Below are 25,870 nucleotides of genomic sequence, written 5' to 3'. Positions count from 1 at the left end.
TTGCGAGTCGAGACATCAGCGGCAATGCGGTCAGCAACCTTCCGTCGTCATTTCCATCTGGCCAGGGGCCGCGGACTTGGCGCTGGTATCCTGCTGACCGGGAGCTGACTCCTTGGCGCTGCCTGTCTGTTGGCCCGGTGCGCAATCCTTGGCGGAGTTGGAGTTGGTCGACTTGGTCGTGGTCGAGTCCGTGTTCTGATCCGTCGGCATCGTTGTCGTCGTGGAGGAGGAGCCGCTCGACGTCGTATTGGTCGATTGCGCCAGGGCAAGGCCGCCGGAAAGAATCATTACGACGGAAGCGAGAAGAAGTCGTTTCATCATTCACTCCTGGTGAGTATCCCTTCGGCCGCATAACAAGGGAGTCGGCGAACGCTTCCGTGGAGTATCTGGCGCCGTCGCCGTGGCATCAACGTGCCGGTTGTGGTGCGTCGATGACGACATACGGCCCGGCCCGGAACAAAGAAAAGCGCCGTTAGTTTCACCCGCAGGGCACTCAAACAGAAGGACGAGCATGATGAAAATGGCTTTAGTAATCGCGCTTGCGGTGTCGTTTTCTGCGGGCTCTGCAATCGCGGCATGTCCGGACAAGTCGGCTGCCAACACGGGCGCCGACACCCAACAGACAGCCGGTATTTCGAAAGATGGTACCCACGCGCCCTTGGAAACTCCGAAGGCCAAGGATAGTGCCGGCAAACCGGCCGCCAAGGATGGCAGCACAATGCCGTTGGCAGGGGCGGAAGGCGGCGGTGACAAGAATCTCGCAACATCGCAGCAGGATATCGAGGCGCAGCAGCATGGCGGCAAGACCGCGGCGGCAAAGGCCGACGACAGCTGCAATGACTGACGACGGAATAGGGCCGGAGCGGTTGTTGGCTCCGGCCTTTTCATCAAGTCTACAGAAGAGCCGGCCGGCCGGAGCCAGCGGGGCCTCGACGGACCGCGAGTGTTTGCCTTCGGCAGGTAGAGCTATGCCTTGGACGAGGCGGCCTCAGAGTTCCGCGTCGTTCGATGGCCGAAGGGGAAGAGGGAGCCAAACGAAGAGCACTCCTCCGCGGCCAGGGCTATGATCATTTCATCGATTCTCTCAACCGTTTCTCTGCTCACGTGATCATCGCCATGAAGGCACTGACGCGCGCGCTTCAGGTGTCGTCGTGCGGCCTCGAAATCGCTGCCCATCCGTTCCTCCCGCTTAGAGAGACTCCAGATTTGAACAGTTCACTCCTTTAAGAAAGTCACCCGAAAGAGCGATTCGGTCGGCAATTGGAGGTAGATGCCCAAAACGCAGAAACCCCGCCCCGCGAGCGCAGACGGGGCTATTGAGCCGACGGAGGGCGGAGGGAAGCGTGCCGCCTAATCTCTCACGGCGCTGGTTGTTCCGTTCGGCTTTTTCTTGATCCGCGCGATATCGGGCGCAACACACAAGCTGTCACGGATCGGCCGCATCGGAATACTCAAGGGCACCATTCAGGAGCTCAGTGGGCGTTTTGTGCCGTTTCTGTGCCAATCGGCCCAAGAAGCTAAGTCTTTGAAAGGATGGTGGGCGTGACAGGGATTGAACCTGTGACCCCTGCAATGTCAATGCAGTGCTCTCCCGCTGAGCTACACGCCCATCCGAAGCCGCGCATACACCATTTTTGATCCGGCGCGTCAATAGCAGGAAAAGGGAAAGAAGGCTCCGTTTTGCCGCACCGGCCGATAGTCGCCGATGCCTTGGGCAAAAACGGCTCAGGCCGCCTGCAGCATCTTCTCGACCTCGTTGACGAGGTCGCGCAGATGGAACGGCTTCGACAGCACCTTGGCGTCTTTCGGCGCCTTGGAATCCGGGTTCAGCGCAACGGCGGCGAAACCGGTGATGAACATGACCTTGAGGTCGGGATCGATCTCGGTGGCGCGGCGGGCCAGCTCGATGCCGTCCATCTCCGGCATGACGATATCGGTCAAAAGCAGCGAGAACGGTTCCTCGCGCAGCCGCTCATAGGCACTGGCGCCGTTGTCGAAGTCGCTGACCTGGTAACCGGCGCGCTCCAGCGCCTTGACGAGGAAGCGACGCATATCGTCGTCGTCTTCCGCCAGAAGAATGCGTGCCATGATATCCCGTCCGAATCACCCGCCCGGACTCTGCCGAAAGGCAGGGCCGTTAACCATCCTGTATATGAGGAGGCGAGGGTAAACATCAAGTGAACGAGGCGCGGCATAATCCGCATTCGCAAAGGCGGTGCCGGCGCCGAAATGCTGGACATGCGGCCGTCAAGGTGGCATTTTCATCCCATGATGCATTGGTGTTTTCGGGTTCGTTCAAATTGAAGACGGCAGCCGAGGATTTTTCGGTCGTTCCCCCCTTCGAAATCCGGTCGGGCGCCGAGCAGCGCGTCCCCTTCCTCTTCAACTCACCCCACAGCGGGCGCCATTATCCGGAGCGCTTCCTCGCCATGGCAAGGCTGGACCGCAACGCCATTCGCCGGTCCGAGGACTGCTATGTCGACGAGCTGTTCGGCGGCGCGGTGGCGCTTGGCGCGCCGATGCTCGCGGCTAATTTCCCGCGTGCCTATCTCGACGTCAACCGCGAGCCGTGGGAACTCGATCCGCGCATGTTCGCCGAGCCGGTGCCATCCTTCTGCAACATCCGTTCCGCACGCGTGGCCGGCGGGCTCGGCACCGTTCCGAAGCTGGTCGGTGAAGGCCTCGACATCTACTCCGGCCGCCTGCCGCTGGCCGAAGCGGTTGCCCGCATAGAGGCGGTCTACAAACCCTATCATGAGACGCTGAAACGGCTGTTGACGCGAACCCACGCGCGTTTCGGCTTTGCCGTGCTGATCGACTGTCACTCGATGCCGGCGAGCATCCGCGTCGGCGACAACGGCCTGCGGCCCGATTTCATCATTGGTGACCGCTTCGGCATCTCGGCCACCGCGGCATTGACCGAGACCGCAATCGGCCTGCTCAACACCATGGGCTATACCGTCGCCCACAACAAGCCCTATGCCGGCGGCTTCATCACCGAACACTACGGTCGCCCGGCGCGCCATCTCCATGCGCTGCAGATCGAGGTCAATCGCGGGCTCTACATGAATGAGCGGACATTCGAGAAAGCGGCGGGCTTCGATGCGCTGGCCGACGACCTGGCGCGATTTTCGGCCGACCTGATGGCCATGCCCGACCACCATTTCATGGATCTGCCGCTGGCCGCGGAGTGAACAGAGCCCGGTTTCATTAGATGGCGCCATCCACAACCGCCGCATAGTTCTGGGCGACATGGATCGGGATTGGCGGGGATTGGAACTGGCGGCGAAAAAAAGACCGCATCGTTCGCACGATACGGTCGAAGTCTAGGGAGGAAACGCCCAAGGAGGGCATGGACAGGAAACCCTGTCCGAGATCAAGGGTATGGTGCGCTGCACAAATGTCAAGCGACCTACCGGCTTTTTTAATTCAGAGTGATGTGGAAATTGCGCTTCGGTGGCGCCGGCGTGTTATTCTGGCAACAGTCGGCGCGGTGAAAAATCCTGGAACACCCTTGTCTTGGCGCGGAACTGGCGGCACACGTGGGCTCGGCCATGCTGCAATGCGGGAGAATCAGTTGGACATCAGCATCGATTTCATGCGCCGCATCGCGCAAGCGGCGGCGGCGGAAACCTTGCCGCGCTTCCGCAGCCAGGGTGCGGTCGCCAACAAGGAAAAGGGCAGCTTCGATCCGGTCACCGAAGCCGATCGCGAAGCCGAGCGCGCCATCCGGGCGCTGATATCGGCGCAATATCCGGACCATGGCATTCTCGGCGAGGAACACGGAAGCGAGAACATTTCCAGCAGGCATGTCTGGGTAATCGATCCGATCGACGGCACGCGCGCTTTCATCTCCGGCCTGCCGGTGTGGGGGACGCTGGTCGGATTGACGGTGGAGGGCGATGCCGTTGCCGGATTGATGTCGCAGCCCTTCACCGGCGAGCTCTTCTACGCCAACGCCTCCGGCTCCCATTATGAGGGGCCGGGCGGGCCGCGCAAACTGGTCACACGCAAGACGACGAGCCTTGCTGAAGCAACGCTGTTCACCACGACGCCGGCGCTGTTCCAGGGCGAGGCACGCCTGCGCTATGACCAGTTCGAGAAGCAGGTACAACTCGCCCGCTATGGCACCGATTGCTATGCCTTCGCCATGGTCGCCGCGGGAAGCGTCGACATCGTCGCTGATCCCGGACTGAAGCCCTATGACATCGTGGCGCTGATCCCCATCATCGAGAAGGCGGGCGGCGTGGTCACTACCTTCGACGGCGGGCCGGCCGAGAATGGCGGCGACATATTGGCGGCGGCGACGCCCGAACTCCATGCGGCGGCGATGGCGGCCCTGCGCGGCTGAGCATCCGTTTCGCCGCGATGCGCTTTAGGCGTCCGAGAGACGCAGGCCCCATAGAATGAGCGCGAAAGCGATGAGGCCGGTCGGCGCGGACGAATAGGCGATGGCTTTGATCGCGTACTCCTGAAAGGCGCTTCCATGCGCGGCTCCTGCCGCCAGCGGCATCGTCTCGTTGCCGGCTCCCCAGAGGCTGGCCATCACATAGGCTGCCAGGACGGCCAAGGCTGAATAGATCAGGAACCAGAACGCAATCCGCGACATCGCGACGCCGAGATTGAGCCTGGACCAGACGAGACCCAAAACCAGCAGCAGGACGCCTTGCAAGGCACCGAGCGTGTGAACCGACAATCCGAGCCGCGGTGCGGCGAGGGATGGGATGGCGAACCCTTCGACTGACGAAAACAGCAGGAGGGCGATGCCGAGCTGCAGCAGGCGATGCCCCTGGCGTGGCAGCGTGTCCGATGCGTTCATGGCCGCTCCTCCCGATCCGTCGACTGACCTCTGCGGACGGTAACTAGCGCTCGGGCCCCGAACGGGAACTGGCGTCAAGTTGCCTCCGGTTGAGCAGGAGGCAGGCGTAGCCGTTAGAATTGCCGAGGCGTCGGCGCGATCATCGTCCGACATTGATCGCGCAAGACGCGGGCGCTGGGAACGGGCGTTGTCAGCGGATAGCGAGCGACCTGGGGGGCCAACCGGATTATGGAATTTCGCCAACCAGGCATGAGCCGGCGCCGGACCGGCTCCGGTCTCGGCAATACGCGCCATCAGGCCGTCGGGTCGTCGCTGCCGGGAATGAAAGCGTCGAAGGCGGCGAGGAATTGCTCGCGGTAGATGTCGGCCTCCTGCAGGATCTCGTGACGCGCGCCGTCGATCATGAGCAGCGAGCCGAGGCGCAGACGCCTGGCATAGGCTTCCACGGCCTTGGTCGAGACGACCTGATCGGCACCGGCGGCGATGACCAGCAGGGGGACCCGGATGCGGGCCATGAATTCGGGATCGCTTACCGCTTCCGCGGCTTCGGCAGCCGCTCTCAGCCAGCGGATCGTCGGGCCGCCAAGCGCCAGTTGCGGGTGATCCTCGTAGATCTTGGTGTTGCGGCGGTAGCGTTCCGGATCCGTCGTTACCTTGTTGGTGTCGAAGGGAGCGGTAACCTTCGGCCGCGGCCCCCAGGCGGCGTAAAGCCGGCCAAGGCCCAGGGCACAAAACAGCGAACAGACGCGGCGGACCGTCCGGATCGAGACCGGCAGGTCGGGCAAGGTGAAGAACGGCGCGATCAGCACCATGCGCCGCACGCGGTTGACCATGGAGGGCGAAGCAAGCAGCGTGATCACGGCGCCGGCCGAATGGGCAAGAATGTAGTACGGCCCGCGGCAGTCCGGCAGCACGATCTCCTCGAAGAACTGTTCAAGGTCGGCCGTGTGGTCGCGGAAGGACCTGATATAGCCGCGCTGGCGATCGCGGATCAGCCGGTCGGAGCCGCCTTGGCCGCGCCAGTCAAGCGTGGCGACGCCAAAACCGCGCGCCGCAAGATCGCGAATGGTTTCGAAATATTTCTCGATGCACTCGTTGCGGCCGGACAGCAGCACCACGGTGCCCTTCATCGGGCGGGCGACCGCGGCGAACAGGCCATAGCGTATCTTCTTGCCGTCGCGTGCCGTAAAAAAGCCGCCGGTGGCGTTTTCCGGTCGCGGGTTGCCCTCAGTTTCATGAAAAAGGGGAATTTCGTGAAAAAGGAGATCCGTCATTCGGCGCTTCGTGCTCGGCGTCTCGCATGCCTGCCTGTCGTGGCCGGCCTCGCCAAGGTTGATAGCCGTCCATGGGCCAAAAGCAAAGGAATTCCGGGAGGCGTCGGATCGGCAACAGGGAAGGCCGGAAGCCGCTATGAGCGCGCTTCCGGCCCCTGTCGATCCGGGAGGAAGGGACGTTGCACCCGGTTCGGCCTCGTCGCGGCGCCCGGTCCATGCAAATCCGGCGCCGCTTGTCCTTGATGTCGAGAGCAGTCTAGCGGCGGCTGTCTGAACGCGCGCAAAAGCGCCGGTTCATCTGCCGTTCATCCTCGATTTTTGCCGGGAGGCAAAATCTTGAAATGGCTTTGCCCGCTCCCCAAATGTGGGTTGCGGCCGCCAATGTCGGGGCCGCTGGTCAAACCGGAACGCCGCTCACGGGTTTCGCACCGGCCAAACGCAAGCCTTGTTGCTCAACAGGAGAACACACCATGCGTCACGTTGATTTTTCCCCGCTCTATCGCTCGACCGTCGGCTTCGACCGTCTCTTCACCATGCTTGATTCCCTTGCGCAGCCCGATGGCGCGCAGACCTATCCGCCCTACAACATCGAGCGCACCGGTGAGGATGCCTACCGCATCTCGATGGCTGTCGCCGGCTTCTCGGACGAGGAGATCTCGATCGAGGCCCACCGCAATGTGCTGACCGTGAAAGGCGAGCGCAAGGATGAGGGCACCGGCGAGGGTTCCGAACTGCTCTATCGCGGCATTGCCTCCAGGGCCTTCGAGCGCCGCTTCCAGCTTGCCGACCACGTCGAGGTCGTGGGCGCCACGCTGAAGAACGGCCTGCTCTTTGTCGACCTGAAGCGCAACATCCCCGAGGAACTGAAGCCGCGCAAGATCGCGATCACTTCGGCTCCGGCCAAGGCCAAGCAGATCGAGGCCAAGACCGCTGCGTAATCCCTAAGTCTCCTCCCGAGACGGAAGCGGCGCCGAAAGGCGCCGCTTCTTTTTTATTTGCCGGGAACAGCAATTACCCGGCGATCAACTGGCCAAAGCGGTCGACTTCCTCTGACGTCGTCGCAAAACTGGTGACGAAGCGATAGAGCAATTCGTCCTCGCCGATATGGCCTTCGAAGCCATGCGGCTTGTGCCAGTCGTAGAAAACAGCACCCGCCGCCTGCAGCCTGTCGGCTTCAGCCTTTTTCATCACCGCGAAAACCTCGTTCGCTTGCGGCAGCCAAGCCAGTTTCGCCGTCTCGGAATCCTCGATCGCCGCGGCAAGGCGGGCAGCCATGGCATTGGCGTGCCTGGCGGTGTCGAGCCACAGGCCGTCGCGGAAATAAGCCTCGAACTGTGCCGCGATAAAGCGCGATTTGGAAAACAGCTGGGCGGCGCGCTTGCGCAGGAAGGCCAATTCCCGGGCACGCTCGAGATCGAACAGCACGATCGCCTCGGCGCACCAGCAGCCGTTCTTGGTGCCGCCGAAAGACAGTATGTCGACGCCACTTTTCCAGGTCATTTCGGCGGGCGTCGTGTCGAGCGCGACCAGTGCATTGGCAAAGCGGGCGCCGTCCATATGCAATGGCACGGAATGTTGCCGCGCGATGGCCGAGATCGCGGCGATGTCATGCAGGCCGTAGACCGTGCCGACCTCCGTCGACTGGGTGATCGAGACCGCCATCGGCCGGCCCCAATGGACCACCTCGCCGGCGAAACGGCCGATCGCCGTTTCCAGATTGTGCGGATCGATCCGGCCCAGCGCGCCATCGACGGCATGCAGCCGCGAGCCGCCGGAGAAATATTCCGGTGCGCCGCACTCATCTTCGATGACATGGGATTCGCGATGAGCGAAGGAAATGCCGCCGGGCTTGTTGTAGGCGGTCAGCGCCAGCGAATTGGCGGCGGTGCCGGTGGCCACGAAGAACACCGCAACCTCGCGTTCGAAGATTTCGCTGAAGCGCTGGCAGACGGCCTGGTCGAGCGCGCCATCGCCATAGGCAGTGGAAAAGCCGCCGGCGTGGGCCGAGAGGCCGGAGGCGATGTTGGGGTGGGCGCCTGCCCAATTGTCGGAAGCGAAGAACATGCATCTGCCTGTGCTGGGAAAATCGCTGCAACCTTGACCGGTTTCATGGCTGGCTCGCAAGGGCCAGACGCCAGAAAACGGGTAAAGCCAGCGAACTGCCGAAAACCGGCAGGGACGGAAGCTTGCGTTTAGCGGGTATTTCACGAAACTTTGTGTCGCGGAACGCCGAAGTTTTTTGTGAATCGGTCTTGTATGCGCCCGGCTTTTCTGCCATAAAAATTTAGGACAGTAGTGCTGTCTTATTTTGTCGCGCAAAACAGGCTGGATTGGCGTATTCTAAGCCTCTCCGGCTTTTGCCGCGAGCGACAGGTGGACGGCCGTGCTCTGGCCTGTACGATACCGGATGCGAACCGCGCGGCGAGCCGCATGGTTCGACAAGGATTTCGCAAGACGTGCCGTAAGGATGAAGGGGAAGCAATGCGCTTCCCGAGGCAAACCAGCGCCCGCAAGGACGCGGAATGGAGGACAGGACGATGACGGAATTGACGCACGCTGCGACGAACGGCAAGGCCGCGCAGACGAAAGCGGCAGCCGTCAAAACCCTGGCCAATACCCGCCGCACCGGTTTGACCGCCCAGGGCCTTTACGATCCGCGCAACGAGCACGATGCCTGCGGTGTCGGCTTCATCGTCAACATGAAGGGCGCGAAGTCGCACACGATCGTCGAGGACGGGCTTTCCATGCTCGAAAACCTGACGCATCGCGGCGCCGTCGGCGCCGATCCGCTGATGGGCGACGGCGCGGGCGTGCTGGTGCAGATTCCCGACGGCTTCTTCCGCGAGGAGATGGCCGCGCAGGGCGTCGAGCTGCCGCCGGCGGGGCAGTATGGCGTCGGCCATTGGTTCATGCCGCAGGATGCCGCGCTGCGCGCCCATGTCGAGGACATCATTGCCGAATCGGCGCAGTCCGAGGGGCTGCCGCTGCTCGGCTTCCGTGACGTGCCGGTCGACAATTCGTCGCTCTCCAAGGCCCCGGATATCGTGGCATCCGAGCCGTTCCACCGGCAGGTCTTCATCGGACGCACGGCCGACATTCCCGACGACGAGGAGTACGAGGCCAGGCTCTATCTGCTGCGCAAGGTCATATCGGGCCGCATCTACGCCGAGAACGACAACAAGGACATCGGCGCCTACTGCGTGTCGCTGTCGGCGCGCACCATCGTCTACAAGGGCATGTTCCTGGCCTATCAGGTCGGAGCCTATTACAAGGACCTGTCCGATCCGCGCTTCGAAACGGCGCTGATCCTGGTCCACCAGCGCTTCTCCACCAACACCTTCCCCTCGTGGAAGCTGGCGCATCCCTATCGCATGGTCGCGCACAATGGCGAGATCAACACCGTGCGCGGCAACAACAACTGGATGGCGGCGCGCCAGGCGTCGGTGGATTCGGAGCTGTTCGGCAACAACATCTCCAAGCTCTGGCCGATCTCCTATGAGGGCCAGTCCGACACCGCATGTTTCGACAATGCGCTCGAGTTCCTGTTCCAGGGCGGATACAGCCTCAGCCACGCCATGATGATGCTGATCCCGGAAGCCTGGGCCGGCAACAAGCTCATGGACGCCGACCGCAAGGCCTTCTACGAATACCACGCGGCGCTGATGGAGCCGTGGGACGGGCCCGCCGCGGTCGCCTTCACCGACGGGCGCCAGATCGGCGCCACGCTCGACCGCAACGGCTTGCGGCCAGCGCGCTACATCGTCACCGACGACGACCGGGTCATCATGGCGTCGGAGGCCGGCGCGCTGCCTGTGCCGGAGGAAAAGATCGTCCAGAAGTGGCGGCTGCAGCCCGGCCGCATGCTCTTGATCGATCTTGCCAAGGGCCGCATCGTTTCCGACGAGGAGATCAAGTCGGAGATCGCCACCAGGCATCCCTACAAGACCTGGCTCGCCAATACGCAGCTCATCCTGGAGGACCTGAAGCCGGTCGAGCCGCGCGCGCTGCGCAAGGATGTCAGCCTGCTCGACCGCCAGCAGGCGTTCGGCTACACCCAGGAAGACACCAAGCTCTTGATGTCGCCGATGGCCACCACAGGCCAGGAAGCCGTCGGTTCGATGGGCACCGACACGCCGATCTCGGCAATGTCGGACAGATCGAAGCTGCTCTACACCTATTTCAAGCAGAACTTCGCCCAGGTCACCAATCCGCCGATCGATCCGATCCGCGAGGAACTGGTGATGAGCCTGGTGTCCTTCATCGGCCCGCGGCCCAACATTTTCGACCTGGTCGGCAGTTCGCGCCGCAAGCGGCTGGAAGTGCGCCAGCCGATCCTGACCAATGGCGATCTCGAAAAGATCCGCTCCATCGGCCACACCGAGGATCGGTTCGACACCAAGACGATCGACATCACCTATGCCTCGATCGAGGGCGCGGCCGGCATGCAGGGCGCCATCGATCGCCTCTGCGAGCGGGCGGAAGCGGCGGTCGCCGGCGGCTACAACATCATCATCCTGTCCGACCGCCAGCTCGGGCCGGACCGCATCGCCATTCCCGCGCTTCTGGCCACGGCCGCGGTGCATCATCATCTGATCCGCAAGGGGCTGCGTACTTCGGTCGGGCTCGTCGTGGAATCCGGCGAGCCGCGCGAAGTGCATCATTTCTGCTGCCTCGCCGGTTACGGCGCCGAAGCGATCAATCCCTATCTCGCCTTCGACACGCTGCTCGACATGCACAAGCGCGGCGAACTGCCTGAAGAGGTCGACGCCTACGAAGTCGTGTCGCGCTACATCAAGTCCATCGGCAAGGGCATCCTCAAGGTGATGTCGAAGATGGGCATCTCGACCTACCAGTCCTATTGCGGCGCGCAGATCTTCGACGCGATCGGGCTGAAGACCGATTTCGTGGAGAAGTATTTCACCGGCACCGCCACGCTGATCGAAGGCGTCGGGCTGGACGAGATCGCCGAGGAGACGTTCAGGCGTCATACGGATGGTTTCGGCAACGATCCGGTGCTGCGCAACAGCCTGGATGTCGGCGGCGAATACCTGTTCCGCATGCGCGGCGAGGCGCATATGTGGTCGCCCGACGCGGTCGCCACCTTGCAGCATGCCGTGCGTCAGGGGTCTTGGGAGACCTTCAAGGAGTATTCCGCGCAGATCGACAGCGAGACGGCGCGCGCGCAGACCATTCGTGGCCTGTTCAAGATCAAGCTGGCGGAAGATACCGGCCGCAAGAAGGTCCGTCTCGACGACGTCATGCCGGCGGCCGAGATCGTCAAGCGTTTCTCGACCGGCGCGATGTCGTTCGGCTCGATCTCCAGGGAAGCGCATACGACGCTGGCGCGCGCCATGAACGCCATCGGCGGCAAGTCGAACACTGGCGAGGGCGGCGAAGAGGCAGACCGCTATCTGCCGCTGCCCGGCGGCGGCAAGAACCCCGAACGTTCGGCGATCAAGCAGATCGCTTCCGGACGGTTCGGCGTGACGGCCGAATATCTCGTCAACTCCGACGTCATGCAGATCAAGGTGGCGCAAGGCGCCAAGCCCGGCGAGGGCGGCCAGTTGCCCGGCCACAAGGTCGACGCCACCATCGCCAAGGTCCGGCACTCGACGCCCGGCGTCGGCCTGATCTCGCCGCCGCCGCATCACGACATCTATTCGATCGAGGATCTGGCGCAGCTGATCTACGATCTGAAGAACGTCAACCCGGCGGCCGACATTTCGGTCAAGCTGGTGTCGGAGGTCGGGGTCGGCACGGTCGCGGCGGGCGTCGCCAAGGCGCGCGCCGACCACATCACCATCTCGGGCTACGATGGCGGCACGGGTGCCTCGCCGCTGACGTCGCTCAAGCATGCCGGCAGCCCGTGGGAGATGGGCCTTGCCGAGACGCACCAGACGCTGGTGCTCAACGGTCTCAGGTCGCGCGTGGCGCTGCAGGTCGATGGCGGATTGCGCACGGGCCGCGACGTCATCATCGGCGCGCTGCTCGGCGCCGACGAGTTCGGCTTCTCGACCGCGCCGTTGATCGCGGCCGGCTGCATCATGATGCGCAAATGCCATCTCAACACCTGCCCGGTCGGCGTGGCGACGCAGGATCCGGTGCTGCGCAAGCGCTTCAAGGGCACGCCCGAGCACGTCATCAACTTCTTCTTCTATGTCGCTGAAGAGGTGCGCGGACTGCTTGCCGAAATGGGCTTCACCCATATCGACCAGATCATCGGCGACGCCGATCTCCTGGAAAAGCGCGACGTGATCCAGCATTGGAAGGCGCGCGGGCTCGACTTCTCGAAGATGTTCTACAAGCCCGATGCGCCACATGAGGCGGTGCACTGGACCGAGCGGCAGAAGCACCCGATCGACGACGTGCTCGACCGCAAGCTGATCGAGCTGGCCAAGCCGGCACTGGAGGCCAAGCAGCCGGTCAAGATCGAGGTCGACATCCGCAATGTCGATCGTTCGGCGGGCGCCATGCTGTCGGGCGAGGTGGCCAAGCGCTTCAGGCACAAGGGCCTGCGCGAGGATACGATCCAGGTGAAGCTGACCGGCACCGCCGGCCAGTCCTTCGGCGCCTTCCTGGCGCGCGGCATCTCCTTCGAGCTGGTCGGCGCCGGCAACGACTATGTCGGCAAGGGCCTGTCGGGCGGCCGCATCGTCATCCGGCCGCCGGATGAAGCCAAGATCGTCGCGGCCGAGTCCATCATCGTCGGGAACACGGTGCTCTATGGCGCTACCGATGGCGAGGCCTATTTCGCCGGTGTCGCCGGCGAGCGCTTCGCGGTGCGCAACTCGGGCGTCGTCACCGTCGTCGAGGGCGTCGGCGACCATGGCTGCGAATACATGACCGGCGGCATCGTCGTCGTCATCGGCAAGACCGGCCGCAACTTCGCCGCCGGCATGTCGGGCGGCGTTGCCTATGTGCTGGACGAGGCGGGCGATTTCGCCGAGCGCTGCAACATGGCCATGGTCGAGCTGGAGCCGGTGCCGGAAGAAGACGACCTGATGGAAAAGCTGCTGCACCATGGCGGCGACCTCGACCACAAGGGCCGCGTCGACGTCTCGGGTGACATGACCAGCCATGACGAGGAGCGGCTCTATCAGCTGATCTCGAACCACGTGCACTATACGGGTTCGGTGCGCGGCCGCGAGATCCTCGACAATTGGGCGGGGTTCCGGCCGAAATTCCGCAAGATCATGCCGGTCGAATACCGCCGCGCGCTGATCGAGATGGAACGCATGCGCATGAGCGTGGCGGCCGAATAGATCTTCGCAAAGGCCGGGAAGCCCAGGCTTCCCGGCTCCATGTCACTGATAATTTGACCTCTCGCGGAAGGTTGCCACGGCTGCCTGAAGAGGTTAACGGGTGCGGCGAAAACCGCACCATCTGGACAGCAGGAACTGGACTATGGGCAAGGTAACAGGCTTTCTCGAGATCGACCGGCAGGTGCACAAGTACCAGCCGGCCTCCGACCGCATCCGGCATTTCCGCGAGTTTACGCTGCCGATGTCGGACAAGGAGGTCGAGAAACAGGCCGCGCGCTGCATGGACTGCGGCATCCCGTTCTGTCACGGGCCGACCGGCTGCCCGATCCACAACCAGATCCCGGACTGGAACGACCTCGTCTATAACAGGGACTGGGACAATGCGATCCGCAACCTGCATTCGACCAACAATTTCCCCGAATTCACCGGCCGCATCTGCCCCGCGCCTTGCGAGGAAGCCTGCACGCTGAACCTCGAGGACATTCCGGTGGCCATCAAGACGGTCGAGCAGGCGATCGCCGACAAGGCCTACGAGACCGGCCATATCAGGCCCTATCCGCCGGAGAGGAAGACGGGCAAGCGCGTCGCCGTCATCGGCTCCGGCCCGGCCGGCATGGCCGCCGCCCAGCAGCTCGGCCGCGCCGGCCATGATGTCCATGTCTACGAACGCGAAAGCCGGCCAGGCGGGCTGATGCGCTATGGCATTCCCGACTTCAAGATCGAGAAGCACTATATCGATCGCCGCATCGAGCAGATGCAGGGCGAAGGCGTGACCTTCCATTGCGGCGTCAATGTCGGCATCGACAAGCCCGTGGCCGAACTGCTCGCCGAGCATGACGCGGTGCTCTATTGCGGCGGATCCGAGACCCCGCGTGCGGCCAACATCCCCGGTGACGATCTCGGCGGCGTCTATGACGCGATGCCTTACCTGGTGCAGCAGAACCGGCGTGTCGGCGGCGAGCCGATCCAGTCGGTGGCGTGGCCGTCGCACCCGATCATCGCCAGCGGCCAGCATGTCGTCGTCGTCGGCGGCGGCGATACCGCTTCCGACTGCGTCGGCACCGCCTTCCGCCAAGGCGCCGTGCGCGTCACGCAGCTCGACATCCGTCCGCAGCCGCCGGAGAAGGAAGACAAGCTCGCCGTCTGGCCCTACTGGGCGACCAAGATGCGCACCTCCTCCTCGCAGGCCGAGGGCGCCGAGCGCGAATTCCAGGTGGCGACACTCGAATTCATCGGCGAGGAAGGCCAGCTGACCGGTGTCAAATGCTGCGAGGTCGACGATAAGCGCCGACCGATCGTCGGCACCGAGTTCGTCATCCGCGCCGATCTCGCCTTCATCGCCATCGGCTTTGCCGGGCCGGCCATGGCCGGCGTGGTGTCGGAGCTCGAAGGGGATATGAAGATCGTCACCGACAGCCGACGCTCCCGCAATGTCGAGGCCAATGACCGCGACTACCGGACCAGCGTCGACAGGCTCTATGCCGCGGGTGACGTGCGCCGCGGCCAGTCGCTGGTGGTCTGGGCCATCCGCGAGGGTCGCCAGGCGGCGCGTTCGATCGACGAGGCATTGATGGGTTCGAGCGTCCTGCCCCGCTGAGACCGTTTGGAAACTCTACTCCTGCGGCCATCTGAAGGCGTTTCTGCGCTTCCGGTGCTCACGTACCCCAAAGTACGCTCCGCTCCGGTTCTCGAAAACGCCATCATATGACTCGCAGCAGCGAGTTCCGAAAACGGTTTCGGGCCCCTCCGCGTTGCTAAGGAGTGATGGCCGTCGTCGTGCCAGCCCTGGCGGCCGCGGCTGCCGGATTTGTCTTCGGCGGCCAGGCGAAATCGTCGGCGCGGCCGGGCGAAGCCACCGGCGCCTTGCCCTCGACCACCAGTTTTTCGCCGGGCAGGCCCGGGTTGGCCTTCGCGGGCGGTCCGGCGCCGAGCAGTTCCGTGCCGCCGTCGAGCGCCGGATCGCTGAGCAGCATCGGCGCGGTGCGGTCAATGACGATGGGAGCGGCGGCCGGCGCCGGCGCCTCGACCGGCGCGCCGGCAGGAGCAGCGGTCGGGGCGACGCTTCCCGGCGCGGCCAGGCCCAGGACCTTCATCAGCGGCTTTTCGGTATAGAAGGCGAGCTTGCGCTTGCCGGCCTTCGACATGTTGATGCCGTCATCGGAGCGCAGCCGCACGGGCTGGCCGTTGATGTCGGGGCCACTAGTGACGAAGGCGCCGTTCTCATCGACGAATCCATCCCAGATATCGACAAATTCGCCGCCATGGCTTTCGGCCGCCTGACGGTAGATGTCGTTGAAGGCGAGCATGTCGGATGTCATCTTCGAAACCCTGAACGCCGGCATGCCGACCCACAGGAAAGGCACCTTGGCCGTGGCGATGGCCTTGCCGAACGCTTCGGTGCGGCGCTCGTATTCCTTGGTCCAGGTCTCGGAAAGGGGCTGCTCGCGCACATCCCCCACCTTCATCGGCTGGCGGTCGTTGGAACCCAGCATCACGACCACGGCGGCGGGCTTTTCGGTCTCTATCAATGATTTGATCTGTTCCGGCCAATTGTAGAAATCATCGCGCACGAAGCCCGACGAGCCATTGGAGCGAACGACGATCCTGACGCCGGTATTCTCGGCAAAGGCGGTGTCTAGACCTTCGGCGAGCCCGGCCGCCATGAAATCGCCGACCACCAGGACGACCCGGGCGTCCGGCGCCTTTTCGGCGATCGGGATTTCCGGTTCCGCGGGCGGACGCGGCGCGCGCGGCTTTTTTGCCTTGGGCCTGGGCCTTGGTTTCTGGATGTCCAGCGGCGGCTCGATCCGCTCGCTGCGGCGCGGGAACAGAAGGTCACGCAATGACCAGCCGCGGCTTTGCTGCTCCTGCGCCATGGCGGGCGCATGGAAGGCGCCTGCCATGGCGACGGCGAGCACGGCGACGGCCAGGAACAGCACCAGCATGCGGGGAATGAACGTCCCGATGCGCGCAGCCCAAGCCAATCGCTCCTCCTCAGTTCATGACAGGCCCTATTTTTGCCTGAGCCATTTGAGCACTTCCATGCTCGGATAGCCGTCCTGGGTCAAGCCGACCTTTGCCTGATAGGCCATGATGGCCGACTTCGACCCGTCGCCGATCTTGCCGTCGAATTTGCCATCATAAAGGCCGTGCTGGGAAAGCCGCTTCTGCAATTCCTGCCTTTCCTCGAACGTCAGCTTGGTGAAAGGCCGTTTCCAGTCCTGTACGAGGCCGGTGGAACCGGCGATCTCGTCGGCAAGAAGGCCAACGGCAAGCGCGTATTTGTCGGCATTGTTGTAAGCCTTGATGACCGAGAAATTCCTGATCATCAGGAAGGCGGGACCGCCGCGGCCATCCGGTACTTTCAACGTCGCCTTGTCGCTGAGGTTCCTGAACGGCTTGCCGCTCGCCCTGACCACGCCGAGCGCCTGCCATTGCGCCAGCGTCCTGGAGCCTGCAGGCAGCTTGCCGGCCGGCAAGGCCACCTCGTAGCCCCAGGTCTTGCCGGCCTGCCAGCCATTCTTCTTGAGCAGATTGGCTGATGTCGCCAAGGCATCGGGAATGGAATTCCAGATGTCGCGCTTGCCGTTGCCGTCCATGTCCACCGCATAGTGCTGGTAGCTGGTCGGGATGAACTGGGTCTGGCCCATGGCGCCCGCCCAGGAGCCCATGAGGTGGCTCTCGTCGATGTCGCCGGTCTGGAGGATCTTCAGTGCGGCGACCAGTTGCGTGCGGGCATATTTCGACCGCTTCTGATCGCCATAGGCCAGGGTCGCCAGCGAGCGGACGACATTGCGCATGATGTCGTCGCGCTTGAGGATCTCGCCATAGTTGGATTCCATCGACCAGATGGCCAGCAGGACGTTGCGGTCAACGCCGAACCTCGCCTCGATCCTGTCCAGCCACGGCTTCCATTTCCTGGCCATCTGCTGGCCGACCGCGACCGACTGGTCGTGGACGCGGTTGTCGAAATAATCCCAGGCGGGTGCGGTGAATTCCGGCTGGGTTCGGGCTTTTTCCAGCACCACCGGATCGGGTTCGTCGATGCCCCTGAAGGCGCGGTCATAGACGGCGCCGGAAACGCCCCCCTGCACCGCGGTGGCGCGGAAGCCGGCGACCCATTGCCGGAAGCCGGCATCGGCGAAGGCCGGCCCGGCAGGCATCAGCATGGCGAGCGAGAGGCTGGCGGCCGTCATGACGCTGGTGAAACGCTTTGCGGCATTGCGAACGGACATCTTTTCCTCCTTCTCCGTCTTGGGAAAGACCATTCATCGCCGAACCAGGTTAGGAATTGGTTTACCATAGGCCGCCCCTGGAACGAAAAGGCGCCTCGATGCTTCTACCGGTGCAAGTTTCCCTTCATCCGCCCGATAATCCTCAATTCCGGCGTGAAAATGTCGCGGGGCGGGATTGCGGAGCCGGCCTGCAAACGGATAATTGAAGGCATGAAGAGAGTTCGCAAGGCAGTTTTCCCGGTCGCAGGTCTCGGCACGCGGTTTCTCCCGGCCACCAAGGCCGTCCCCAAGGAAATGCTTACCGTCGTCGACCGGCCCGTCATCCAATACGTGGTGGACGAGGCGCGCGAGGCAGGCATCGAGCATTTCATCTTCGTCACCGGGCGCAACAAGGCGGTCATCGAGGATCATTTCGATATCCAGTTCGAGCTCTATGACACGCTCGCCCAGCGTGGCAAGGACGACCAGCTCGCCAGGTTGCAGCGGCTGCAGCCCGGGCCGGGACAGACCAGCTTCACTCGCCAGCAGGTGCCGCTCGGACTTGGCCATGCCGTCTGGTGCGCGCGCGAACTGGTCGGCGACGAGCCGTTCGCGCTCTTGTTGCCCGACATGATCATGCAGTCGGAAAAGAGCTGCATGAGGGACATGGTCGACCTCTATGCCGAGACCGGCAACAACATCATCGCGGTTCAGGAATGCGATCCCGCCGAGACCCATAAATACGGCATCGTCGGCCGGGGCGAAGCCACCCATCATGGCTTCCGCATCACCGAGATGGTGGAAAAGCCGAAGACCGGCACCGCGCCCTCCAATCTCTACATCAATGGCCGCTACATATTGCAGCCCGAGATTTTCAAAATCCTCGAAGGCCAGGAGAAGGGCGCCGGAAACGAGATCCAGCTCACGGACGCAATGCTGAAGCTGGAGAAGCAGCAGCCCTTCTACGGCTACCACTTTCAGGGCCGCACCTTCGATTGCGGATCGCCGGAAGGGTTCGTCGAGGCCAATGTGGCCTTCGCGCTCTGGCGCAACGACATGAACCAGAGCATGGCCGGCGTTATCCGCAGGCTTCTCGACGAGATGGCGCCTTCGGAGCACGTTGTGGCGGCGCTTTAAGGGAGGCGCTGTCTGGCCGATGTCTCGGATGCGGCACGCAGCTTAGCGGCCCGCGCTTACCGCTGCACCTTCAAGCCGAGATAGATGCTGTTGGCGGTGTAGTCGCGGCCAGGCAGGTTGCTGGTGAGCTTCTCGGTCCTGGCGCGGGTGGTGAGGCCGGCATAGCGGTTCAGCCACCATGTCAGCCCGGCTTCGGCGCTCAGCACCCTGTCATGGCCGTCTATGCCGATATAATCGCGCCAGTCCAGGCCCAGCGCGGCATTGCCGGTCAGGTTGGCGCGGATCTGGCGTTCGGCCGTGAGGCGGCCGGAATAGAGGATGTCGCCGCTTTCACCTGCGGTGGTCGTGGGCTCGACCGTGGTCCGCCCGGTCAGGCCGATCGTGGTGCCGCGTTCGGGCGACCATTTCAGGTCGGCGTCCACGGTGGCACCCGCGATCGCCCCCAGGCGGTCGTCGTCGATCGCTTCCCGCAGCCAGCCGGCCGAGAACTCGCCGGCGAGCTTCTCGCCCATGTCGAGCTCGAGGCCGGCGCGGGCACCAAGCCGCGTTGATGAACGCTCGAAGCCTTCATTGTCGAAGCGTTGATCATAGGCCCTGCGCCCGAGTTCGATTTCGGTGAAAGGCGTAAGGGCAGGGGAGATTTCGTAGCCGGTGCGCAAGGTCGCCGTATAAAGCGTGGAGTTACGATCCTTCTGCGACAGCGAGGTGTCGTCAGAAAGCTTGGCGTCGCCATAGAAGTCGTGCGAGACCGCGCCGGTCAAAGTGTATTGCGCCTTGCCGACGTCCTTTTCGATGCCGAGGCTGCCGTCGATGGTCTGGCGCAGCGGTTGCTTGCTGACGCCTGCAATGGCGTCGGGCGACGAGGCCGATTCCGGCACGGCCTCGTAACCGAGCTTGGCGACGGCGCGTTGCTCGTTGTCGAGGTCGACATTGAGCTGGCCTTCGATGCGGCCTTGCTCATTGTGAACCGGGTAGCCCGAGACGGTCTCGCGGAAGAGGCCATAACCATCAATGGTCGCGGAGTTCTCGCGCCAGTCGGAGGCGGCGGAAAAGCGCAGTGCCGTCTCGGACAGCAGCGCCGCTTTGCCGGCACTGCTGGAATCGCCGTTCGAGGTGGCGGTCAGGCCCTGCTCCAGCGTCGGCCTTATGACGAACGAGCCCCATTTGATGCCTGGAGCGGTGAACGGATCGTCCTCGATTTTCTTCTTCTGCCCTTCGATGGAAGCGGTGCGTTCGGCGCCCGGATCGAGCTGCTGCCGGTCGACGCTGTCGATCGTGACGGCGCGGCGGTTGGCGGTCTCCTGGTCGGTGCCGGTGCCGGTGCCGGTGCCGGTGACGGTGGCGTCGGCATCGTCGGCCGTGCTGGCGGTCGTGGTCGCGTCGGTCGTCGCGGTGGTGTTCTTTTTCTTTGTCTTCGCCCTGTCGGCGGCCTTGTCCGCATTGGCCTGCCCGGTGGCCGATGGCCGGCGTGGTTTGGGCGGAGGCGGATTGTCGGCGGTCACGTCGTCACCGGCCGCCGGCGGGTCGAAGATGCTGCCAGTGGGCGAGGCGGCACCGCTATCGTCAGGAGCAGCGCCGGCGCTGGCGGGCAGATAGGTGCGCGACCGCGTGTCGTCCTGACCGGGGGGGGCCGGCTGCTGTTGACCCTGACCGGCTATGGCGGCCAGTCTCGCCTTGCGCTGCTGGTCGGACAGGATCGCCGATTCCGAGACCTCGCCGCGCAGCTCCGTTTCCTGGGCGAAGGACAGCGTCGGTCGCAGCAGGCCGAAGATGCTGGTCGCCAGCAGCAAGGCGCAGGCAGCCTTGCTCTTTCGCCTTCTCGTCTTTTCTGACTGGGCCCCGGACATCGCCACCACTGCTTGCGCGGCGCGAGCGCGCGCCATACTTACCGAACCGTAAATGGGGATGGTTAACGGAGGGTTGAGGCGGAGGGCGATTGCTTTTCCAGGCGCTCATTGTTCCAGGCCTCGACATTCGTGACCTTGCGCTTCGTTCATTCGGACCGCTGTCCCAGACGGTCGCGGGAGGCATTTCCGTTGGACAGGCGCGGCACAAAGCGCTAATCGCATCGGCCATGGATGCGCGATCCCTCGACAAGAAGCCGTTGGACAGACAGGCCTCGATCGCTTCGGCGCTAAGAACGGTGGCGACCGAACAGGCGGGAGTGGCAGCGCTGGCCGAGGCGCTCGAAAACGGGCTGGCGAAGCCCTTTGCCGAAGCGGTCGACATGATCTCGAGGATCGAAGGCCGGGTCATCGTCACCGGCGTCGGCAAAAGCGGCCATATCGGCTCGAAGATCGCCGCGACCCTGGCCTCGACCGGAACGCCGGCCTTTTTCGTCCACCCCGCTGAAGCCAATCACGGCGATCTCGGCATGATCGCCAGGGACGATGCCATCATCGCCATGTCATGGTCGGGCGAAAGCAAGGAGATGATGGGCATCGTCGCCTATTCCAGGCGCTTCTCCATCCCGCTCATTGCAATCACGTCCGGTGAGACATCGGCGCTGGCGCGCGCCGCCGATGTCGTGCTTTTGCTGCCGCGTGCGCCGGAAGCCTGCCCGCATGGCCTGGCGCCGACGACATCGGCACTGCTGCAACTGGTGATGGGCGACGCACTGGCGATCGCCCTGCTCGAGGCGCGGGGTTTCACGCCCGATCATTTCCGCACCTTCCATCCCGGCGGCCAGCTCGGCGCCAACCTGATGCAGATCCGCGAGATCATGCATGTCGGCGAGAGATTGCCGCTGGTCGTTTCGGGCACCGGCATGCAGGACGCGATCCTGGAGTTGTCGCGCAAGGGCTTCGGCTGCGTGGCGGTCACCGCCGCCGACGGCGCGCTGATCGGCATCGTCACCGATGGCGACATCAGGCGTCACATAGGCAGCAACCTGACGGCGATGACCGTCGATCAGGTGATGACGAGATCTCCCAAGACCGCCGCGCCGGACACGCTGGTGGCGACCGCACTGCAGACGATCAACAATTCAGCCATCACCAGCCTGATGGTGGTGGAGGGCAACAAGCCCGTCGGGCTCGTCCACCTGCACGATCTTTTGCGCATCGGCGCTGCGTAGGGCAGTTCACCGTTTCACGGAAACGGCGAACTGCTCTATCTCTTTGTTTCTGCACAATTCCGGACGGAAAACCGTACACACTTTTCCTGGAATTGCGCTAGCGCGGAGCCGGTTTCACACTCGCTCGACGGTCAATTCGAGATCGGTGTCGGCGGCTCCGGTGACGCGCACCTGGGTGCCGGCCGGCAGGTCAGGGCCAGAGACGCGCCACAGCGTGTCGCCGAGCTTGATGCGGCCGCGGCCGTCGCGGATCGGCTCGGCCAGCGTCGCCATCCTGCCGATCATCTGCGCCCCACGGCGGTTGAGCAGCGGCTGGTCGGTCGGCTCGTCGCGTCCGCCGATGAGTTTCTTGCCGACCAATGCCGAGACCAGCGACAGCGCGAGGAAGACGAGCACTTGGACCTGCCAGGTCCAGCTGGCCGCATCCCAGACCAGCAGCGATACCGCGCCCACGATCAGCGCGGCGATGCCGGTCCACAACATGAAGATGCCCGGTGCGATGATTTCCATCGCCAAAAGCACGAAGCCCAGAACCATCCAGTTCCACGGGCCGAGTTCGGAAACGATGCGGTCGATCATGGTTTTGATCCACTCACAAAGGCATTAGTTGTCGCTCGGCCTGACGACCGGAGGTCGTGAGACCTGCCGCTGCGTGCCGGACGGCCCGTCGCCCTTGAACACTTCCCTGGCGATCTCGCCGATGCCGCCCAGCGAGCCGATCAGCGACGACGCTTCGAAAGGCATCAGCACGATCTTGCTGTTGGTGGCCGAACCGATCTTGCCCAGCGCTTCGGTGTATTTCTGGGCGACGAAGTAGTTGAGCGCCTGCACATCTCCCTTGGAGATCGCTTCCGACACCACTTGCGTGGCGCGGGCTTCCGCTTCGGCGGAGCGTTCGCGTGCCTCGGCATCGCGGAAGGCGGCTTCCTTGCGGCCTTCGGCCTCGAGGATCTGCGACTGCTTGAGGCCCTCGGCGGCAAGGATCTGCGCGCGTTTGTTGCGTTCGGCCGTCATCTGCCGGCCCATCGATTCGATCAGGTTGGCGGGCGGATTGATGTCCTTGATCTCGACGCGGGTGATCTTGATGCCCCAGGGATGGGCCGCTTCGTCGACCACGCGCAGCAGGCGCTCGTTGATCGCGTCGCGGTTCGACAGCAGCTCGTCGAGGTCCATCGAGCCCATCACGGTGCGGATGTTGGTCATGGTCAGGTTGAGGATGGCGTTCTGCAGGCCGGAAACCTGGTAGGCCGCCTGCGCCGCGTTGAGGATCTGGAAAAAGGCGATGCCGTCGACGCCGACGATGGCGTTGTCGCGGGTGATGATCTCCTGGCTCGGGACATCGAGCACCTGCTCCATCATGTTCAACTTGGCGCCGATGCGATCGATGAACGGCACGATGAGGTTGAGGCCTGGCGACAGCGTTTTCGTGTAACGGCCAAAGCGTTCGACCGTATAATTGTAGCCTTGCGGGATTGTCTTTATGCCTTTGAACAGCACCAGCACGACAAGAGCGACCAGAACAATAGTCGCGATATCGAAACCACTGAAATCCATTTGGCTCTCCCTCAAGAGGCAAGCCATGGGAGCCATTCTCCCGCAGCCGACTTCAGCAAACACTTAAGTGTGTTTCAACAACGTTACAATCAGGTGATGAGGGATTGTTTGTGTCGCTGCTGCCGGTGGCTGAAGGCGAACAGGCTTGCGTCCGTATCTTCCGATCCGGCGATGGCGGCAGAAACGATTTCGGATGCGATTTGCGAGAAGGCGATGCCGTTGCCGCCATAGCCCATCACGGCCTGGATGCGCGGATGCCCAGGGATGGCGCCGATATAGGGCAGGCCGGTGGTTGTGGTGCCGAAGGAGCCGGTCCAGGCAAAATCGGGCCTGGTGTCCAGATCCGGGAACAGGCGGCCGAGCTTCCTGGCCAGTCTCAGGCTCTTGCCGGCGATCAACGCGTCACGCCGTTCCTTGTCGATAAAATCCTCGTCTTCGCCGCCGCAGATCACCCTGCCGTCGGCTGTCGCCCTTGCATAAAGATAGGGGTCCGACGCTTCCCAGATGAGGACCGCGTCCGGCCAGATCTTTCGCGGCTGCGGGCGTGTGGCGATGGCCCATGTCGAGATGACGCGGTGGGCGGCTGCCGGCACGATGTCGGTCAACTCGTAGCCGGTCGCGAGCAGGACGTGCTGCGCGCTGATTATGGGGCCGCCCCTGGTGGCGACGACGACCTCCTTGGCGCTGTCTTCGATCGCGGTCGCCTCGACCGGGGCGTAGAGGCGCGCCTTGCGCTCCAGCGCCTTCAGCAGCAATCCGGCGGTCAGTTTGCGCGGATCGAGCGCGATGTTGCCATGGCTGAGGATGGCGCCGTCGCGCTCGATGCCGAATCGCGCAGCCAGCGGCGCAGGGGCGAGATAGGTCGCGGCGATGCCCGCCTGTCGCCGCGCCTCGGTCTCGTCACGCAACTGCGATGGGCCGAGCACGGTACCGGCCAGATAGAGGGAGGGGGCGCGGCTCAGGCGGCAGTTGATGGAGAGCTCGGCTATGCGGCCGGCAAGGTTGGAAACGGCCAGACGCGAGCGCCGCCAGGCCTGTTCCGCCGAGGCCTTGCCGATCATCCTGCCGAGTGCCGTCAGCGGCTGGTCGATCTCGAACTGCACCAGGGCGGTGGTCGCCGACGTCGACCCTCTCAGCGGGCCGCGCCGGTCGATGCAGACCACCGAATGGCCGTCAGCCGTCAGCGCTTCTGCGATCATGGCGCCGCTGATGCCCATGCCTATCACCAGCACATCGGCCTTGGCGTCACGGGTCAGAGCGCTTGTCGGGACAGCGGGTGCCCGATAGGCGGACCAGACTGGCCGCCCGCTTCTGAGGTCGAGCTTGCGGGGCATCGATGGTCTCCGGAAGGCGCGCCTCAACGCCCCGGAACGTCCATTGTTCCCGGTTTCAGATCCAGCCGGACAGTTCGCGCCGCACCATCGCCTCGATCACCGCCATGCCTTCGGGACTGTCGTTGAGGCAGGGGATGTGCGCGAATCTTCCGCCGCCGGCATGATGGAAGGTTTCCGCCGCCTCGCGGCCGATCTCGTCCAACGTTTCGATGCAGTCGACGGAAAAGCCGGGGTTGACGATGGCGATCGATTTCACGCCGTCCTTGGCCAGTTTCTCCACCGTCTTGTCGGTGTAGGGCTGCAGCCATTCCTGTGCGCCGAAACGCGACTGGAAGGTGGTGATCAGCTTCTTCTCGTCCCAGCCGAGCCTCTCGCGCAGCAGCCGTGTCGTCTCGAGGCAATGCTCGCGGTAAGGATCGCCTTTGTCGGAATAGGGTTTCGGGATGCCGTGATAGGAGGTGATGACCACCTCCGGGTCGAAATCGAGGCTGGCCAGATGCCGTTCGATCGAATGGGCGAGCGCCTCGATATAGACCGGTTCGGCATAATAGGGCGGCACGCTGCGGACGGCAGGCGCCGCACGCATCTTCATCAGCGCCCGGAACAACTGGTCATTGGCAGTCGCCGTGGTGGTGGCCGAATATTGCGGATAGAGCGGAAAGGTCAGGATGCGGTCGCAGCCCTGCGCGACCAGGCTTTCGGCGACGCTCGCGGTCGAGGGATTGCCGTAGCGCATCGCCCAGCCGACGACCACGTCGGGCAGGTCGCGCAATGCCACGGTCAGCTTCTCGGCCTGGGCGCGGGTATAGGTGCGCAGCGGCGACTCGTTGTTCTCGCGATTCCAGATCCTGGCATAGTTGGCGCCCGACTTCTTCGGTCGCGTGGTCAGCACGAGGCCATAGAGGATCGGATACCAGATCGCCTTGTTGAGTTCGATGACGCGTGGGTCGGACAGGAATTCGCGGAGATAGCGCCACATCGGCCTGAAATCGGTGCCGTCCGGCGTGCCGAGATTGACCAGCATGACGCCGACCTTGCCCGCCTTGGCCGGCGAATGTCCGGCCGGTCTCGGCCCCACGGTTCTCGCGGGCTTGGCGTCGACAGGAGTGGAAGGCGGCATTGCGGGTCTCCGAACACGGCGCGAAAGTAGCGATGCGGCGCTGCTTTTCAATGCAGCGTCTGGCCGCACCTTACCCGAAA

General features: G+C 63.7%; 20 protein-coding genes and 1 tRNA gene. 8 read left to right on the top strand and 13 right to left on the bottom strand.

Going from position 1 to position 25,870, the window contains the following annotated elements; translation table 11 throughout:
- Nucleotides 1–30 precede the first annotated feature (30 nt).
- Nucleotides 31–318 (bottom strand): hypothetical protein, encoded by a 288-nt coding sequence (locus FJ949_RS13950; protein WP_140496295.1) that lies wholly within the window; start codon nt 316–318, stop codon nt 31–33.
- Between the two features lie 193 nt (nt 319–511).
- Between FJ949_RS13950 and FJ949_RS13945 the strand changes: the two genes are divergently transcribed.
- Nucleotides 512–844, top strand: a complete 333-nt coding sequence (locus FJ949_RS13945; RefSeq protein ID WP_140496294.1) for a hypothetical protein — start codon at nt 512–514, stop codon at nt 842–844.
- Between the two features lie 690 nt (nt 845–1,534).
- Here the strand turns inward: FJ949_RS13945 and FJ949_RS13935 are convergent.
- Both FJ949_RS13935 and FJ949_RS13930 read right to left on the bottom strand, forming a co-directional pair.
- A tRNA-Val gene (locus FJ949_RS13935) sits at nt 1,535–1,609 on the bottom strand.
- Nucleotides 1,610–1,725: 116 nt separating this feature from the next.
- Nucleotides 1,726–2,088: a response regulator gene (locus FJ949_RS13930; protein WP_006199474.1), complete on the bottom strand. Its 363-nt coding sequence runs from the start codon at nt 2,086–2,088 to the stop codon at nt 1,726–1,728.
- 164 nt (nt 2,089–2,252) lie between these two features.
- Between FJ949_RS13930 and FJ949_RS13925 the strand changes: the two genes are divergently transcribed.
- Together FJ949_RS13925 and hisN are read left to right on the top strand one after the other, a co-directional pair.
- Nucleotides 2,253–3,194, top strand: a complete 942-nt coding sequence (locus FJ949_RS13925; RefSeq protein WP_140496292.1) for an N-formylglutamate amidohydrolase — start codon at nt 2,253–2,255, stop codon at nt 3,192–3,194.
- 383 nt (nt 3,195–3,577) lie between these two features.
- Complete coding sequence (gene hisN, locus FJ949_RS13920) at nt 3,578–4,351, top strand: histidinol-phosphatase (protein WP_140496291.1); 774 nt, start codon at nt 3,578–3,580, stop codon at nt 4,349–4,351.
- A gap of 24 nt (nt 4,352–4,375) precedes the next feature.
- On the opposite strand, the gene FJ949_RS13915 is transcribed toward hisN, so the two are convergent.
- Both FJ949_RS13915 and FJ949_RS13910 read right to left on the bottom strand, forming a co-directional pair.
- A complete protein-coding gene (locus tag FJ949_RS13915) occupies nt 4,376–4,819 on the bottom strand; it encodes a hypothetical protein (protein ID WP_140496290.1) in 444 nt (147 codons plus the stop codon).
- A 293-nt stretch (nt 4,820–5,112) separates the two neighbouring features.
- Nucleotides 5,113–6,093 (bottom strand): alpha/beta hydrolase, encoded by a 981-nt coding sequence (locus FJ949_RS13910; RefSeq protein WP_140496289.1) that lies wholly within the window; start codon nt 6,091–6,093, stop codon nt 5,113–5,115.
- Between the two features lie 470 nt (nt 6,094–6,563).
- Between FJ949_RS13910 and FJ949_RS13905 the strand changes: the two genes are divergently transcribed.
- Nucleotides 6,564–7,031 (top strand): Hsp20 family protein, encoded by a 468-nt coding sequence (locus FJ949_RS13905; protein ID WP_140496288.1) that lies wholly within the window; start codon nt 6,564–6,566, stop codon nt 7,029–7,031.
- A 73-nt stretch (nt 7,032–7,104) separates the two neighbouring features.
- Here FJ949_RS13905 and FJ949_RS13900 read toward each other — a convergent pair whose 3' ends face one another.
- Nucleotides 7,105–8,157 (bottom strand): low specificity L-threonine aldolase, encoded by a 1,053-nt coding sequence (locus FJ949_RS13900; protein WP_140496287.1) that lies wholly within the window; start codon nt 8,155–8,157, stop codon nt 7,105–7,107.
- Nucleotides 8,158–8,630: 473 nt separating this feature from the next.
- Here FJ949_RS13900 and gltB point away from each other — a divergent pair, with 473 nt between their 5' ends.
- Complete coding sequence (gene gltB / locus FJ949_RS13895; protein WP_140496286.1) at nt 8,631–13,355, top strand: glutamate synthase large subunit; 4,725 nt, start codon at nt 8,631–8,633, stop codon at nt 13,353–13,355.
- 142 nt (nt 13,356–13,497) lie between these two features.
- Nucleotides 13,498–14,952, top strand: a complete 1,455-nt coding sequence (locus FJ949_RS13890; RefSeq protein WP_140496285.1) for a glutamate synthase subunit beta — start codon at nt 13,498–13,500, stop codon at nt 14,950–14,952.
- Between the two features lie 157 nt (nt 14,953–15,109).
- Here the strand turns inward: FJ949_RS13890 and FJ949_RS13885 are convergent, their stop codons facing one another.
- Nucleotides 15,110–16,339 (bottom strand): DUF459 domain-containing protein, encoded by a 1,230-nt coding sequence (locus FJ949_RS13885; protein ID WP_140496284.1) that lies wholly within the window; start codon nt 16,337–16,339, stop codon nt 15,110–15,112.
- A gap of 27 nt (nt 16,340–16,366) precedes the next feature.
- Nucleotides 16,367–17,590 carry a lytic murein transglycosylase gene (locus tag FJ949_RS13880; protein WP_140496283.1) on the bottom strand — a complete coding sequence of 408 codons (1,224 nt, stop codon included), beginning with the start codon at nt 17,588–17,590 and terminating at the stop codon, nt 16,367–16,369.
- Between the two features lie 201 nt (nt 17,591–17,791).
- On the opposite strand from FJ949_RS13880, the gene galU reads away from it, so the two are divergent.
- Nucleotides 17,792–18,706, top strand: a complete 915-nt coding sequence (gene galU, locus FJ949_RS13875) for a UTP--glucose-1-phosphate uridylyltransferase GalU (RefSeq protein WP_181168598.1) — start codon at nt 17,792–17,794, stop codon at nt 18,704–18,706.
- Nucleotides 18,707–18,762: 56 nt separating this feature from the next.
- Here galU and FJ949_RS13870 read toward each other — a convergent pair whose 3' ends face one another.
- Entirely contained in the window at nt 18,763–20,553 is a 1,791-nt protein-coding gene (locus tag FJ949_RS13870) for an outer membrane beta-barrel protein (protein ID WP_181172117.1), read from the bottom strand.
- A 227-nt stretch (nt 20,554–20,780) separates the two neighbouring features.
- Between FJ949_RS13870 and FJ949_RS13865 the strand changes: the two genes are divergently transcribed.
- On the top strand, nt 20,781–21,782 hold the full coding sequence (locus tag FJ949_RS13865) for a KpsF/GutQ family sugar-phosphate isomerase (RefSeq protein WP_140496281.1): 1,002 nt from the start codon (nt 20,781–20,783) through the stop codon (nt 21,780–21,782).
- 114 nt (nt 21,783–21,896) lie between these two features.
- Here the strand turns inward: FJ949_RS13865 and FJ949_RS13860 are convergent, their stop codons facing one another.
- From FJ949_RS13860 to hemH, 4 genes are all read right to left on the bottom strand, one after another.
- Nucleotides 21,897–22,361, bottom strand: a complete 465-nt coding sequence (locus tag FJ949_RS13860; protein WP_140496280.1) for an NfeD family protein — start codon at nt 22,359–22,361, stop codon at nt 21,897–21,899.
- A 24-nt stretch (nt 22,362–22,385) separates the two neighbouring features.
- The gene (locus FJ949_RS13855) at nt 22,386–23,336 is read right to left on the bottom strand and encodes an SPFH domain-containing protein (RefSeq protein ID WP_140496279.1); all 951 of its coding nucleotides are present in this window, start codon (nt 23,334–23,336) and stop codon (nt 22,386–22,388) included.
- Between the two features lie 89 nt (nt 23,337–23,425).
- Nucleotides 23,426–24,670, bottom strand: coding sequence for an FAD-binding oxidoreductase (locus FJ949_RS13850; RefSeq protein WP_140496278.1), 1,245 nt, complete (start codon nt 24,668–24,670; stop codon nt 23,426–23,428).
- A gap of 55 nt (nt 24,671–24,725) precedes the next feature.
- Nucleotides 24,726–25,790, bottom strand: a complete 1,065-nt coding sequence (gene hemH, locus FJ949_RS13845; protein ID WP_140496277.1) for a ferrochelatase — start codon at nt 25,788–25,790, stop codon at nt 24,726–24,728.
- Nucleotides 25,791–25,870 lie beyond the last annotated feature (80 nt).

This window comes from Mesorhizobium sp. B2-4-1, assembly GCF_006442185.1.
Lineage (GTDB): Bacteria > Pseudomonadota > Alphaproteobacteria > Rhizobiales > Rhizobiaceae > Mesorhizobium.
The sequence above is the reverse complement of the archived record's forward strand: the minus strand, read 5'-3'. Positions and strand labels throughout refer to the sequence as shown.